The organism is Vibrio sp. 2092, assembly GCF_033339635.1.
Lineage (GTDB): Bacteria > Pseudomonadota > Gammaproteobacteria > Enterobacterales > Vibrionaceae > Vibrio > Vibrio alginolyticus.
In genome coordinates this window covers 24,980-39,219 of the sequence record NZ_JAWOUY010000006.1, presented here as the reverse complement: position 1 = coordinate 39,219, position 14,240 = coordinate 24,980, and the positions used below count along the sequence as shown (strand labels likewise).

Annotated in this window: 10 protein-coding genes; 6 read left to right on the top strand and 4 right to left on the bottom strand. The window is 46.1% G+C overall.

All coding sequences use genetic code 11. The features are described from left to right. Positions 1-98: 98 nt before the first annotated feature. The 3 genes from R7P80_RS12165 (at position 99) to ggt (ending at position 4,405) form a co-directional block, all read left to right on the top strand. Positions 99-1,715: an ExeA family protein gene (locus tag R7P80_RS12165; protein WP_033906082.1), complete on the top strand. Its 1,617-nt coding sequence runs from the start codon at positions 99-101 to the stop codon at positions 1,713-1,715. After that, positions 1,715-2,401, top strand: coding sequence for a general secretion pathway protein GspB (locus tag R7P80_RS12160; RefSeq protein ID WP_005387437.1), 687 nt, complete (start codon positions 1,715-1,717; stop codon positions 2,399-2,401). Before R7P80_RS12165 ends, R7P80_RS12160 begins: the two co-directional genes overlap by 1 nt. 273 nt (positions 2,402-2,674) lie before the next feature. Then, the gene (ggt, locus tag R7P80_RS12155) at positions 2,675-4,405 is read left to right on the top strand and encodes a gamma-glutamyltransferase (RefSeq protein WP_225492244.1); all 1,731 of its coding nucleotides are present in this window, start codon (positions 2,675-2,677) and stop codon (positions 4,403-4,405) included. 88 nt (positions 4,406-4,493) lie between these two features. Here the strand turns inward: ggt and R7P80_RS12150 are convergent, their stop codons facing one another. From R7P80_RS12150 to R7P80_RS12140, 3 genes are all read right to left on the bottom strand, one after another. After that, a complete protein-coding gene (locus R7P80_RS12150; protein ID WP_005379900.1) occupies positions 4,494-5,105 on the bottom strand; it encodes a TIGR04211 family SH3 domain-containing protein in 612 nt (203 codons plus the stop codon). A 178-nt stretch (positions 5,106-5,283) separates the two neighbouring features. Continuing rightward, the gene (locus R7P80_RS12145; protein WP_005379898.1) at positions 5,284-6,543 is read right to left on the bottom strand and encodes an inorganic phosphate transporter; all 1,260 of its coding nucleotides are present in this window, start codon (positions 6,541-6,543) and stop codon (positions 5,284-5,286) included. A gap of 131 nt (positions 6,544-6,674) precedes the next feature. Further along, positions 6,675-7,355 carry a TIGR00153 family protein gene (locus tag R7P80_RS12140; protein WP_005379896.1) on the bottom strand — a complete coding sequence of 227 codons (681 nt, stop codon included), beginning with the start codon at positions 7,353-7,355 and terminating at the stop codon, positions 6,675-6,677. 212 nt (positions 7,356-7,567) lie between these two features. Here R7P80_RS12140 and R7P80_RS12135 point away from each other — a divergent pair, with 212 nt between their 5' ends. Continuing rightward, positions 7,568-9,100, top strand: a complete 1,533-nt coding sequence (locus R7P80_RS12135; RefSeq protein WP_158159554.1) for an inorganic triphosphatase — start codon at positions 7,568-7,570, stop codon at positions 9,098-9,100. 41 nt (positions 9,101-9,141) lie between these two features. Here R7P80_RS12135 and R7P80_RS12130 read toward each other — a convergent pair whose 3' ends face one another. After that, positions 9,142-9,915 (bottom strand): potassium channel family protein, encoded by a 774-nt coding sequence (locus tag R7P80_RS12130; RefSeq protein ID WP_025768395.1) that lies wholly within the window; start codon positions 9,913-9,915, stop codon positions 9,142-9,144. Positions 9,916-10,020: 105 nt separating this feature from the next. Between R7P80_RS12130 and R7P80_RS12125 the strand changes: the two genes are divergently transcribed. Together R7P80_RS12125 and glnE are read left to right on the top strand one after the other, a co-directional pair. Beyond that, positions 10,021-11,277 carry a methyl-accepting chemotaxis protein gene (locus R7P80_RS12125; protein WP_005379890.1) on the top strand — a complete coding sequence of 419 codons (1,257 nt, stop codon included), beginning with the start codon at positions 10,021-10,023 and terminating at the stop codon, positions 11,275-11,277. 113 nt (positions 11,278-11,390) lie between these two features. Further along, a complete protein-coding gene (gene glnE, locus R7P80_RS12120; RefSeq protein WP_225492245.1) occupies positions 11,391-14,234 on the top strand; it encodes a bifunctional [glutamate--ammonia ligase]-adenylyl-L-tyrosine phosphorylase/[glutamate--ammonia-ligase] adenylyltransferase in 2,844 nt (947 codons plus the stop codon). The last annotated feature ends 6 nt before the right edge of the window (positions 14,235-14,240 follow it).

The following is a 14,240-nucleotide window of genomic DNA, read 5'->3' as shown; positions in this document are numbered from 1 at the left end:
TAGCAAGCAATGGTACTTTTCTTTACTCCTAAGAATAGAAGAAGAGCGTTTATACCATGTCTGACTATTCCCAGGTGGTTTTTTAGCTGGAGAGCCTAATGTATAAGGACTTTTTTGGGTTTGTCGAACAACCATTTTCGATTGTTCCAAACTCACGTTATTTGTATTTAAGCCAACGTCACAAAGAGGCAATCACACATCTCCAAGCTGGGCTAGGCGATGGCGGTGGCTTTGCTATGCTTACTGGCGAAGTAGGTACAGGCAAAACGACCGTCGCAAAAGCGATGCTGGCGAATTTGGGTGATAACACCAAAGCGGGTCTTATTCTCAATCCCACGTTTTCGAGTAGAGACTTGCTCGAAGCCATTTGCGATGAGTTCAAAATCACCTATCCGCCAGATGCAAACCTCAAACAGCTAAACCAGGTTATCCATCAATATTTGCTGCGTAATTATCGTTCAGGCTGGCAGACATTGCTGGTCATTGATGAGGCTCAACACCTTGCTGCCGACGTTCTAGAGCAGTTGCGCTTGTTGACCAACTTGGAAACCGATACCAGAAAATTGCTCAAAGTGTTGTTGGTCGGGCAGCCTGAATTGCAGCGGTTATTACAAACAACACAACTACGCCAACTTGCCCAGCGTATTACCGGGCGTTATCACCTGTTGCCGTTGGATGAAAAAGAGACAGAAGATTACATCGCATTTCGACTACATACAGCAGGTGGCGACCAGCAACTGTTTAATCGTGCTTCTTGTAAACTTATAGCCAAATACAGTCACGGTATACCGCGGCTCATCAACCTTATCTGTGACAAATCCCTCAACATTAGTTATCACCAGGGTAATGTGGTTGTGGATAAGCAAACCGTTCAGCAGGCCTGTGAAGAGGTGATGCAGTTTCAGGCAGATATTTATCAGCAAGATAAAAAAGAGCGCCGGACTTTCCGTTGGCCTGCTTGGGGCTCTGTCACGGTAGGCCTTATTGCTGCATTAAGTACGGGGTGGGCGGTCGTGAATTATATGCCAGCTCAAGCGACGTCAGTGTTGACACAAGTGACGGAGCCAAGAGTAGAGCCAACACCAACCGTCGTCAGCCAACAGTTAACGGATGAGCAGCGTGATTTATTGTTAACACAAAAACAGTCGAACCTCGCTGTAAATGATTTGTATCGTTTGTGGGGATATCAAGCATCGGTTCGCGATAATCTTTGTTTGTCAGAACCGCAGTCGACTATGCGTTGTGAGCGAAAAATGGCGACTTGGCCGCTGTTGATGCAACAAAATCGCCCTGTGATCTTGGAGTTGAATTATCAAGGTGATGTTGGGTATGTCATTCTATATGCCGTCGGTAATGATCAAGCTGAAGTGCTCAATGGTAAGCAGCGTCTCCGTCTGCCAGTTTCGTGGCTAAAGCCGTTGTGGCAGGGCAATATTATCGAACTGTGGCATGCTCCGCTGAATGAAACATTACGTTTAGACATGGAAGGCCCTGCGATTGAAGTATTAGACCGATTATTAGCAGAAGCGGTGAGTGAGCCACTGCTTGAAACGTCTATTTTTGATGGTGCGATGAAAGAGCGAGTCGAGTTATTTCAACGCTGGCAAGGAATTGGTGTCGATGGTATTGCAGGTAAGCGAACGCTAGACCGACTTCAGCAAAATGTTCAGCCAGATGCGCCTCAACTGGCGAGAATCGAGAAGGAGGACGCATAATGTCAGCTGTGAAACATATAGGTCTGTTCTTGCTGCCAATCACTGCTTCTGCTATTGGAGTCGCTTGGTACTTAGATCTCTTTGCACCGAGTGTTGAAGTAGATACAACGTCCCCGATAGAAAAGGTCGAAGTGGTATCACCTTTCAAAGTATTAGACTATCCAGAGAACACCCAGTTGGCCCAATTGCCAAGAGAGTGGCCAAGTGCAGAGCTATCGCGTGATTTTGGTACATTTACCACCCCCGATGAATACACGAGCCATACACCAAGCAGAGATGAAACACGCAACTCAGCATCAACCCAAACGACTTCTGCTGCTGAAGAGGACCTCGGGTTGTCTTTGGATGATCTGGATTTATCCTCATTATCTCCTGATTTAGCTAGGAAGGTCGAAAATGCCTTATCCCGAGATGATGACAATTCGTCATCACAAACGGCACGCGTGAACGATTTAGAGCGCAACGCTCACCAGTGGCAAGGGCGTCTACCTGCGCTTAATTTGCAAACCCATATGTACGCTAGTGATGAAAATCGCCGTTGGGTGAAAATTAACAATGTTGAGTATCATCAAGGGGATGTCGTTGATGATCAGGTCACTCTAAGAGAAATACAACCGCAAGCTGTGATTGTTGAGTTCCAAGGTGAGCAAATTCGTATACCAGCGTTGTATGAGTGGAAAGGGTAACTCTTGTAGAAACACATCAAGCCAGCGAAATCATATCGCTGGCTTTTTATTTTTCAGAGCATCTTTTGCATCTATTCTGGTGATGATTTTTAGATACTCAAACAAGCAAAATATAGCTTTTCTCAGTCGTTTAAATAGCACCAATATCATTCATCTATTGATAGCGCGATTCCAGTCAGCGTTGTGTAAAAAGACACCATCTTCACGAACTTCGGAGTAATGACTTGGTCCACGTTAGACCCCATCACATAATAGGAGCCTAAACAGAGACACATGCGTATTCTGATTTTTTCTTTAAGCATTGTTGCATCGACAAGCTATGCAGCAAAGCCAGACCCATTCCCAGTTACACCAGATAGTCGCGGGCAAGATTTCATGGTCAGTGCGACGAATCCTTACGTGAGCAGTACCGGTTACTCAATATTGAAAGAAGGCGGTAACGCTGTTGATGCTATGGTCGCGATGCAGATGGTGATGTCTGTCGTTGAGCCAGATATGACCGGAATTGGCGGCGGGACTTTCGCGCTGTTTTATCAACATGACGAGAAAAAATTTCTGGCCCTTGATGGTCGAGATGAAGCGCCCTCTAGCGCGAACCCTGAAATGTTTGTTGAGAATGGGGAAGTACTCAGTCGCAACGAAATATTAGGCCCTCGTTCTGTTGCGGTTCCGGGCACATTGCGGTTGCTTTACACCACTCATGAACAATACGGCAAGTTGCCATGGGCAGAGCTGATTAAGCCGGCGATTACATTGGCGAGCAATGGGTACGCGATGAACAGCTACACCTACGACATCGTAGTAAGAGAGCAAAGCCGACTTGAGCAAGATCCGGAAGTGAAAGCCTTGTATTGGCAAGCGGACGATATTAAGCCGACGGGAACCTTGATGAAGAACCCTAAGATGGCTGAGACGCTGAGGAAGATCGCGCAACAAGGCGATCGTTACCTTTATGGTGGTGAGCTTGGTCAGCACATCGTAGAGACGGTTAATAGTCGTATTGATGACCAACACGAGAAGTTGTCTTTAGAAGATTTTAAACATTACCAAGTGAAGCAGCGTGACATCATTGAGAGCGACTACCGTGGGAATAAAATCGTCTCTTTTGGTTACCCAGCTTCGGGCGGTGTGATGGTCGCTCAGAGTCTTGAACTGCTCGCACCCTATGACATTGCCCATATGGCGAAAACGGATGTGGAACCTTGGCGTCTCATGACTGAAGCGATGCGAATTGCAAAAGCCGATCGTATTGCGTATGCCGGAGATCCGGATTATGTGGAAACGCCAGTTGAACAGTTGTTGTCTAAAGCCTATCTAGATCAGAGACGTGATTTAATCCCTGATAATGGCACTTTAAAAGAGGATCCAAAAGCAGGACAGATAACGCAAACTCAGTATGCGCAATATCAAGGCTTCGAGAGCAAAGATACAGGGCATATTTCTATCGTCGATAGAGATGGAAATGCAATTGCGATGACCAGCACGGTAGGAACGGGTATGGGCTCGGGTGTGATGGTCGATGGCGTTATCTTGAATGCGCAGATGGCTAACTTCTCACCTCAGCCAACGGTTAACGGCAAGCCTACGCAAAACTCAATTGAAGCGGGCAAGCGTCCACGTTCGGCTATTACGCCATTAATGGTGATGGACAGTGATGATAACTTGCGTTTGGTGGTTGGGTCACCAGGTAGTTCACAAATCCCGGGGTATGTACTCAAAACCGTGGTTGGGGTGCTGGATTGGAATTTATCAGCGCAAGAGGCTATTGACTTACCAAACATCCAGTATGGCACTAAGATAGACCGCACCAAGTCTTATGACCCGACTGGTTTGCTGGTGGAAAAGAAAACGTTCGCAGAAATGTTGGTGCCTGAGTTTATGGAGCTTGGCTACCCAGTGCACGTTATTCCAGTGGTAAGCGGTTTGAATGCAATTGAGCTAAAAGATGGCAAGCTTTATGGCGCAACGGATCGTCGTCGAGCCTCTAGTTCAATGGGGGAGTAGTACTCACTTCTATCAAACGAAGCAAACTAAAAAGCCAGTCAATATCGACTGGCTTTTGCGTTCTTTTTAAAGATAAAAGCGTAAGGGTTTATGCCCAACCCGCAGGAGAGCGCTTTCTACGAGGCATGACATGCGGAAGAATCAAACCAAATAGTAAACCTAAACCTGCAACACCGCCGCCATAAGTGAAGTACTTAAGCAGCATGTCATCTTTTTGTGTATCCAGCTTTGCGCGTAGCTCGCGGTTTTCTGTTTCAACAGAAGTAAGCTGATCACTGATCTCAGAGTATTTATTTTCTAGATCTGAAATTTGTTGGTTACGTGTTTCGAGAGAGGTAACAAGACCTGCTTTCTCTGCATCAGAAGTTTGACGAGCATTAGCAAGCTGCTCTTTTACTTCGGCTAGCTCTTTCTCAATGCGAGGAAGGCGAATTGCCATGCTCTCTTGGTTTGTCACAAACTTGCTTTGTACCCAACCAGTGCGACCACGGTCATCACGAACTTGCGTGTAGCCAGTATCTCGGTTGGTTTTAATCAGTTGTACTTTAGAACCGGCGTTAACACTACCAATAATACGGTAGGTGTTATTTGGACCTGAGTGCATAAAAGTGAAGAGGTCATCAGAAATATAACGGTCTGCTGCTAGGGCCGCTGGCGCTGCTAGCAAAGTAAACAAAACCGTGATGATTAGTTTTTTCACAGTAAATCCCTTAACGATTTTTCTTGGAGACAGCGTTGGCACCGAATGATTGGAGCCGGAAATAGACGAATAGTATGCAGTTTCAAACTTCGGTGCAACAAAGAAGGGAGGCAAAGCCTCCCTTTCTGTGCGTTTGAGTCAATAATGACAAAGCGCTTACATTCTATTGACGAGTGTCTTAAGCGAACATCGCTTGAAGTCCGTAGAAGAATACTACGGCCAATAACGCACCCGCTGGTAGTGTAACGATCCATGATGCCACGATGTTACGAACTACGCCTAGGTTCAGTGCTGCGATACCACGAGCAAAGCCAACACCGAGAACCGCACCAACCAATGTTTGAGTGGTTGAAATTGGCAGGCCTGTACCAGACGCTAGAACTACCGTACATGCTGTTGCTAGCTGTGCTGCAAAACCGCGGCTAGGCGTTAGCTCAGTGATGCCTGTACCAACGGTTGCCATTACTTTGTGACCTAGTGTTGCAAGACCGACCACGATACCAATACCACCAAGAGGTAGAATCCACCAAGCGATGGTGCTTTTCGTGCTGATTTCGCCCATGTGTTCAACAGTCGATACGACAGCAGACAGTGGACCAATGGCGTTTGCAACGTCGTTTGAACCGTGTGCAAATGCCATCGCACAAGCGGTGATAACCATCAGAACGCTGAAGATACCTTCCACGCCAGAAAAGCTGCGGTCTTCTTCGCGATTAGCGAATTTTTTCTGGATGTATACGTAGCCGCCAATCATCACAAGTGCTGAAACTGCTGCTGCCCACATCCAGGCTTCACCATTGGTCAGGTGAAGACCAACGTGTTTTAGACCTTTTTTGATGGTTACAAGTGCAATCACCATTGTTGTGATGAACATGTAAACAGGTACAAAACGTTTCGCGTTAAACAGAGGGTTCTCAGTATCAAAAATCAGGCGCTGTGCGCTGACAAAGATAACGTAAGCAAAGAAACCTGAAATCACTGGCGTAATAATCCAGCTACCAACAATGCCTTGAACGCTGCCCCAGTCAACCGCTTCAGTACCTACTGATACGCATGCAAAACCAATGATTGCACCGATGATTGAGTGAGTCGTTGATACTGGCCAGCCCATGTAAGAAGCAAGAAGCAGCCATGTACCTGCTGCTAAAAGCGCAGACATCATGCCGTAGACAAGAACATCTGGTTGACTAGCAAATAAAGAAGTTTCGATTACACCTTTACGGATAGTGTCGGTTACTTCACCGCCTGCAAGGTAAGCACCTGCAAATTCGAAGATCATCGCAATGATGATAGCTTGTTTTACAGTTAGCGCTTTTGAACCTACAGATGTACCCATCGCATTAGCAACGTCGTTCGCGCCAATACCAATCGCCATCATGAAACCAAAAATCGCTGCAACAATAATCAGGACAGTGCCGTAGTTCGCAAGGATATCCATCGTAATACCTAGTTGTTTTATAACAAGCGGAACAAAATTTTACGCGCGCCAAACCATAAGACGATGAAAATAGTCATCGTCCCTATGACACGTGTTAATTATGCTCTTCGTTATGTCGTTAACTTTATGTTTTAAGATCGAGATAGCATGACTTCCAAACGAGCACCTACGCGCTGCGCTTGGTCGGCAATACCACCTACCCATTCAAGAATCTTGTATAGGAACATGACATCGATAGGGTTCATGTCAGCTTCAATCACCATCAACTGTTGGCGAAGTTCAATCTGCATGGCATCGGTATCATCTTCGATAACGTCTAATTGATGAATCATTTCAGCGACGAGCGTCACTTCACGGCCTTTGAAGCCGGTTTCTAGCAATTCATCAAGTTCATTGATTACCTTTTGCGCCTGATCGGCAGCATCAAGACAACGTTGAACGTAAGCGAGGAAGTTTGGTTGGAGAGCCTCAGGGATGACAAGTTGACGACCATATACACGGCCAGCAATGTCTTTTGCCAGGTTTGCAAGTTTGTCCTGTTGAGTCAAAAGCTCAAGCATGTCAGTACGGTCGACTGGCATGAACAAACCGCGAGGCAGTTTTAGACGGATTTCACGTTTCAGCACATCCGCCTCTTTCTCTAGGTGAGAAATTTGTGCACGGATTTCTGCTGCTTTTTCCCAATCACCCTTTGAAGATACTTCAAAGAATTTCACCAAGTGTGAACAACATTCGTTGACACACACAACGTGGCGTTGCAAAGGCTTAATTGGGGACTTTGCAAATAACCCCATAATTGTATTTACTGGCATGGTCATTCAACCTAATAACTATAACCTTAAAAAAACATACACCATTTCTGAGTGCTTGGCGAAATGTTGAACGATGGCTATAAAGGCGCGCATGGTAACGCATTAAATCGCTCATTAAAACTGTTTTAGATCATCATTCCGGCGATATTTCTCTCTTGCCGTGTGAGAAATTACGCAATATCCTGTTTCTATCTGCTTTGAAAGGTATAGCTATGGAAACCGAAATAGAACTGAAGTTTTTTGTTTCTCCTGAATTTTCAGAAACTTTAAAAGAAAAAATTTCTGAGACAAAAGTACTTCAGCATAGTTGTCGTGACTTGGGTAACACCTATTTTGATACTGCCGATAAATGGCTTCGAAAGCACGACATTGGTTTAAGAATTCGCCGTTTTGATGATGTATTCGTCCAAACCGTAAAGACAGCAGGACGCGTCGTCGCAGGCTTACATCAAAGACCAGAATACAATGCTGAGCACACTAGCGACGAGCCTAATCTGTCGCTTCATCCTCTAGATATTTGGCCTCCAGGTAAAGATGCAGAAACGCTGCAATCCGAGCTTATGCCATTATTCTCGACCAACTTCACACGTGAACAATGGCTGATTGGCATGCCCGATGGCAGTCAGATTGAAGTTGCCTTTGACCAAGGCTTAGTTGTAGCCAAAGGTGAAGACGAAGAAGAGAAGCAAGAGCCGATTTGCGAAGTTGAACTGGAACTTAAGTCAGGCCAAACCGAAGCTTTATTCACGCTGGCACGCAGCTTTTGCGAGCAAGGCGGTATGCGCTTGGGTAACTTGAGCAAAGCGGCGAAAGGTTATCGACTTGCAAGTGGTTATGCGGGTGATGAAGTAAAATCATTGGCACTTGTGGACAGTAGTCCGACGGATACCGTTGAATTTTGCTTGATCAACTCTTTAGAGCACGCTTTGTCTCATTGGCATTATCACGAGCAAATTTATGCTGAGCGTGACAGCGTGGAAGCACTGCGTGAAATCAATAATGCCATTCGTTTCATTCGTCAAACATTGACTATTTTTGGTGGGATTGTCCCTCGTCGCGCGAGCGCGATTCTGCGCCAAGAGCTTAAATGGTTGGAAGAAGAACTGAGTTGGTTGGATGAGCATGCACACCTTGAAGAGCTTTTAGATGACAAAGGCAATGTGCTGCGCAAGTTGGATGCGCGTAAGTTCTTAGTATCTGAGTTGACTCAGCAGTTACAAGAGTTGCCAAGCCGTGAAGAAGTGCTAGGGTTGCTCAATTCCGCGCGTTACACAGGGTTACTGCTGGATCTAAGCCGCTGGATCTTGGCGCGCGGTTGGCAGCCATTTCTTGATGAAAAAGCACGTGAAAAAATGGCAAGTAACATCATGCCGTTTTCAGTTACTCAGCTCGATCGCACTTGGGCTGAGCTAATGGAAGCTTTCCCAGCAGAGCGCGATTTGACGGCGCAAGAGTACGTTGATCAGCGTTATCGCTTATTGCGTAACCTCTATACTGGTATTGGTTTCGCGAGTTTGTATAACTCGGATGAGCGTAACAGCTTCCGTTTACCATGGGCGGATCTGGTGCATGGTATCGATGATCTGCTAATGCTGAACCACTTGCTCCCGTTGGTTGATATGCTGGAAGACGCAGAAAAAGAGCAGTTAGAACGCTGGTTGCACCGTCAAGAGCGCTCAATTTTGCATGCAATGGATCAAACCCGAGCGATCAGTATGGAAGTACAGCCTTATTGGCGTGAATGATCGTTCTGGTGGTAACGACAAAAAAATAGGACCGCATGGTCCTATTTTTTTGTCTCTGTTTTACGTTGTTGTAGCTCTTTTTCCATGAAATCGAGTCGTTCTAGTATTTGCGCTTGTTGGGTTAGGAGCTGCTCGAGCATACGTTCTTTATTGATTGAACTGTGTGTCTGTTGTTTCGTTGGGGCAGTAAGGATAGAGGTGATAAGACCCGAGATCATACCAAAGATACCCACCCCGCAAACAATGATGATGACAGCCAAAAACTTTCCTATGGAGGTCACAGGATAATGATCGCCGTAACCAACCGTTGAGATCGTTACAAATACCCACCACAAAGCATCGGCGCCAGTGCGAATATTCGCTTCTGGGTTTTTCGCTTCGATAAACAGCATTGCACTAGAACCGAGCGTTATGAGGATAACCATCAATAGCAGTATAGAGGCGACCGTAGTTTCGCGGCGGTTTTCTTTGAGCTGATGCAAAATGAACTTTGACGAACGCAGTACTAATACCACTCGCATAATATGAAAAATACGAGCAAAGCGCAGGGGCTCTATCAATGGGATGCTCGCCACGAAATCTATCCAATGACGTTTAAGGAATAACCAGCGATCTGTGGACCGGATCAAATCAATGGTGAGCTGTAGTAGAAAAATACTACAGATTATGAAATCCAGACCGATAAGAACTTGACGGGTTTCGTGATCGATCGGGAAAAACAACAAGCCAGAGATCACAAATAGTGCCATAAAAGACAATATTAGTGACAACAGGCCCATCGGTCGTGTGCTGTCTTTGATATCATTGTTTTTCATACGAAGCTCAAAATAAATCGCGTAACCACGCAAAGCGCGAACATAACTATAAGTAATATAAAGATTATAGATAAAGACTATATAAGACTCGGTGGAGAACTGACAATGGAAAAGCTGGCATTTAAGCCATGGGAAAGGGTCATATCCGACATTCGACTGGTGCCTAAAATGGTCATGTTGATGGTCTTCAGTACTGTCCTGATCGTGGCAAAACAACTGTGGGACGCAAACACTTTTTACGACTCACTTTTAGCGGCGACACAAAACGCGCAAGTTGCCCAACAGCATTATGAAGCATATTTAACGCAAGTTGCTTGGCAAACCGCCTTATTGATTGTGGTTTTTGTCGTGCTCTTATTAGCGGCGGCTAGAGTGATGTTGCGTCAAACACAGTATCTGAGCGACGCGATCAAACTGATGGCGAGCAAGAACCTCTCTGTTCCATTTGGTATGGATTGTAAAGATGAATACGGAGACGTGGCACGTGAATTAGAAAAGACACGTCGACAATTGCACGATGTGATTCAAATGCAAATTAATGCGTCTGATGAATTATCAACGCTCACCGAAGTAATGACACTGAGCATGTCGGAAACGAAGGAATCGGCGCAAGAAGAGTTTAACGAAATTGATCAACTTGCTACGGCGATGAGTGAAATGTCGTCGACGGTCCAAACGGTTGCGGAACATGCCCAGACGGCATCTTCTCTAACAGAGCAAGCTTCCGCACAAGCAATTTCTGGTCAGCAGTTCTTGCAAAGTACAATGGCGAAAATGAGTGAACTTTCGTCGGATATCGCTTCATCGGCACAAGCGGTTAACCAAGTTGAAGAACGTGTTGAAGCCATTGGTAGCGTTGTGGGGACGATTCAAGGCATTTCTGAGCAAACCAACCTGCTTGCACTGAATGCGGCGATTGAAGCGGCGCGAGCTGGCGAGGCTGGGCGGGGTTTTGCTGTGGTTGCAGATGAAGTTCGTAACCTTGCCCAACGCACACAACAAGCGACGGTAGAAATTCAAGAGATGATCGCACAGCTGCAAACCAGTGCTGAATCTGCGGTAGAACTCATGGAAAAAAGCGTTGTAGAAGCGGCAGATGGAAACGAGCTGGTTTCTAATGCTGGATCTGAGCTCGATGGTATTGTTGGGCAAGTGACGCAAATCAATGACATGAACTTCCAGATCGCGACGGCGTCTGGTCAGCAAAGCAGTGTTGCAGAAGAGATGAGCCAAAACCTCACCAATGTACGTGAGTTGGTGGAAGCCTCAGTTGTTGTTGTTACCGAGCTGCTAGAAACCTCTGAAATGATGCAAAATAATGCAGGTGAGCTAGACAAGAAGATCAAATCTTTCCAAGTTTAATATTCGATCCCGAACTTTTGATAAAACGCCCACAAACCTTTTGTGGGCGTTTTTATTTGCTTTCAGTCTGGTATAAAGAATGAGTTACCGTGCTTTTCAAACAAGGAAGAAAAATGCAGCTGCCTTCGCCACTGATTTCTATCGCTGAATCTGCCGTACAAAACGCCCAAGACGCAGGTTATTTTCCCCTTTGGCCCGATGAGGTTGCGCAGCAATTTCGTTATGTGGCGGGCTTAAGCCAATTTATAACCGAAGCCATTCATCGCGATGAAGTCCTAGCCCGTGAGTTGCCAAGTATGTTAGCGCAGCCAAGTCGTCAGGAGTCTTACCGCTCACGTCTTGCTGAACTGTTGGAACAATGTCCTGATGAGATGTCTGGTCATCGCGTGTTGCGTCAGTTTCGCAACCGAGAAATGGTGTACATTGCGTGGAAGGATTTCACGCATGCATGGTCGCTAGAGACGTCTTTAAGCCACTTATCTGAGTTGGCAGAAGCGATGATTTTTGAAACCTATCAATGGCAATATCAAGTGTGTTGTCAGGAGTGGGGCACGCCAACAAGTGAGGACGGTGAAGTGCAGCCGATGTTAATTATCGGCATGGGGAAACTAGGTGGTGGCGAGTTAAACTTTTCTTCCGATATTGATCTAATTTTCACGTATCCAGAGAATGGCGAAACCCAAGGCGCACGCCGCAGCATTGCCAATGCCCAGTTCTTTACTCGTCTTGGTCAACGCATCATCAAAGCGCTCGACCAACAAACCTTCGATGGTTTTTGCTACCGCGTCGACATGCGACTTCGCCCATTTGGAGAAAGTGGCCCTTTGGTAATGAGCTATGCCGCACTTGAAGATTATTACCAAGAACAGGGGCGAGATTGGGAACGTTACGCGATGATCAAAGCTCGGGTGATGGGATGTGAGATGTACCCGCAGTATCAAGCGCTACGCCAAATGCTGCGCCCTTTTGTTTTTCGTCGTTATATTGATTTCAGTGCGATTCAATCTTTGCGACGAATGAAGTCGATGATCAGTAGCGAGGTTCGCCGCCGAGGGTTGAATAACAACATTAAGCTAGGTGCGGGTGGCATCCGAGAAATTGAATTTATCGCTCAAGTTTTTCAATTGATTCGAGGTGGTCGAGAACCTTCTTTGCGTAATCGAGGGCTGTTGGAAACGCTGCAAGGCATTGAAGAACTGGCATTGCTTACTCCACAAGAAGTCAGCGATCTAGAAGCCGCATACAAGTACTTGCGTCAATTAGAAAACTTGTTGCAAGCAATGGCGGATAAGCAAACCCAGACGCTGCCTGATTGCGAAACCGAACGCTTAAAGCTCGCCACCGCGATGAAAATGAGCTGTTGGGAGCAATTGATTGAGCAAACCCAGCAGCATATGGCAAATGTTCACCAAGTTTTTGAATCACTAATTGGTGATGATGAAGAAGACGAGGGGACTACCGTTGCTCGTCATTTTCATGAGCTATGGGATATGGCCGACAAACAAGATGTTCTTGAGCATATCTTGCAGCAGGATATTCAGATTGAAGACTTTGCTTCATGCGCGAAAACCATCATCAACTTTAAAACCGATCTGGCCAAAAAAACGTTAGGCCCACGTGGACGCGAAGTGCTCAATCGTTTGATGCCGAAAGTGTTTGATGCGGTCTTTGCCCATCCTGATGCACAGTTTGGTTTATCTCGTGTACTTCACTTGCTACACAATATCTGCACTCGCACGACTTACTTGGAATTATTGGATGAGCATCCAGCGGCTCTGGTGCAGCTCGTACGTTTGTGTACCGCAAGCCCAATGATTTCAGAGCAGCTGTCTCGTTATCCTATCTTGCTTGATGAGTTGATCGACCCTGCGCAGCTGTACAATCCCATTCCATTAGACAGTTACCGTACAGAGCTGCGTGATTATTTGGCGCGTATTCCTGAAGATGATATGGAACAGCAAATGGAAGCGTTGCGTCAGTTTAAGCAAATTTGTATTTTGCGTATTGCAGCGGCAGATATTGCTGACGCATTGCCAGTGATGAAAGTGAGTGACCATTTAACTTATTTAGCGGAAGCTATCGTGGATGCGGTGATCAGTCAGGCTTGGTTGCAAGTATCTGAAAAGTATGGCGAGCCAACGCATGTGAAAGATCGTGAAGGCAAAGGCTTTGCTGTAATTGGTTATGGTAAAGTCGGAGGGTGGGAGCTCGGCTATAACTCCGATTTGGATATTGTCTTCATGCATGACTGCCCAGTCAATGTCTACACTGACGGCAAAAAAGAGATTGATGGTCGTCAGTTCTACCTTCGTTTAGCACAGCGTATCATTCATATTTTCTCCACTCGCACCGCTTCCGGTATTTTATACGAGGTCGATACCCGATTGCGTCCGTCCGGTGCATCGGGTTTGTTGGTTAGCCCAACAGACGCGTTCGACGACTACCAACATCAAGACGCGTGGACATGGGAACATCAAGCACTTGTCCGCGCGCGCATGATTTATGGTGATGAACCACTGGCAATTGCATTTCACAATACGCGGCATGATGTGTTGTGCAAAGCACGCGATCAAGCTGAACTGAAAAAAGACGTTGTCGAAATGAGAGAAAAAATGCGCGGTCATCTTGGGGGGAAAAAGCCAGGCCGCTTTATGCTCAAGCAAGATGTAGGTGGGATTACCGATATTGAATTTCTCGCTCAGTACCTAGTGCTCAACTATAGTCACGATAAGCCGAAATTGACGCGTTGGTGTGATAATGTGCGCATCTTTGAAACGCTCATTGCGCAAGATGTTATGGACGAAGACCAAGCAATGCAGTTGATACGTGCTTACACGACAATGCGAAACGAAATACACCGCCGAAATCTACTTAATTTAGACGCTGATGTGGTGGAAGATAAGTTTGTTGCCGAAAGGGAGTGGGTAAAACAGGCTTGGAATCAGTGGTTCAGTTAAGACCAT

What these genes read in the sequence shown, in the direction of transcription:
- R7P80_RS12165 (WP_033906082.1), top strand. Translation starts at nt 99, where the DNA reads ATGTATAAGGACTTTTTTGGGTTTGTCGAACAACCATTTTCGATTGTT.
- R7P80_RS12160 (WP_005387437.1), top strand. Translation starts at nt 1,715, where the DNA reads ATGTCAGCTGTGAAACATATAGGTCTGTTCTTGCTGCCAATCACTGCT.
- ggt (WP_225492244.1), top strand. Translation starts at nt 2,675, where the DNA reads ATGCGTATTCTGATTTTTTCTTTAAGCATTGTTGCATCGACAAGCTAT.
- R7P80_RS12145 (WP_005379898.1), bottom strand. Translation starts at nt 6,543, where the DNA reads ATGGATATCCTTGCGAACTACGGCACTGTCCTGATTATTGTTGCAGCG.
- R7P80_RS12140 (WP_005379896.1), bottom strand. Translation starts at nt 7,355, where the DNA reads ATGCCAGTAAATACAATTATGGGGTTATTTGCAAAGTCCCCAATTAAG.
- R7P80_RS12135 (WP_158159554.1), top strand. Translation starts at nt 7,568, where the DNA reads ATGGAAACCGAAATAGAACTGAAGTTTTTTGTTTCTCCTGAATTTTCA.
- R7P80_RS12130 (WP_025768395.1), bottom strand. Translation starts at nt 9,915, where the DNA reads ATGAAAAACAATGATATCAAAGACAGCACACGACCGATGGGCCTGTTG.
- R7P80_RS12125 (WP_005379890.1), top strand. Translation starts at nt 10,021, where the DNA reads ATGGAAAAGCTGGCATTTAAGCCATGGGAAAGGGTCATATCCGACATT.
- glnE (WP_225492245.1), top strand. Translation starts at nt 11,391, where the DNA reads ATGCAGCTGCCTTCGCCACTGATTTCTATCGCTGAATCTGCCGTACAA.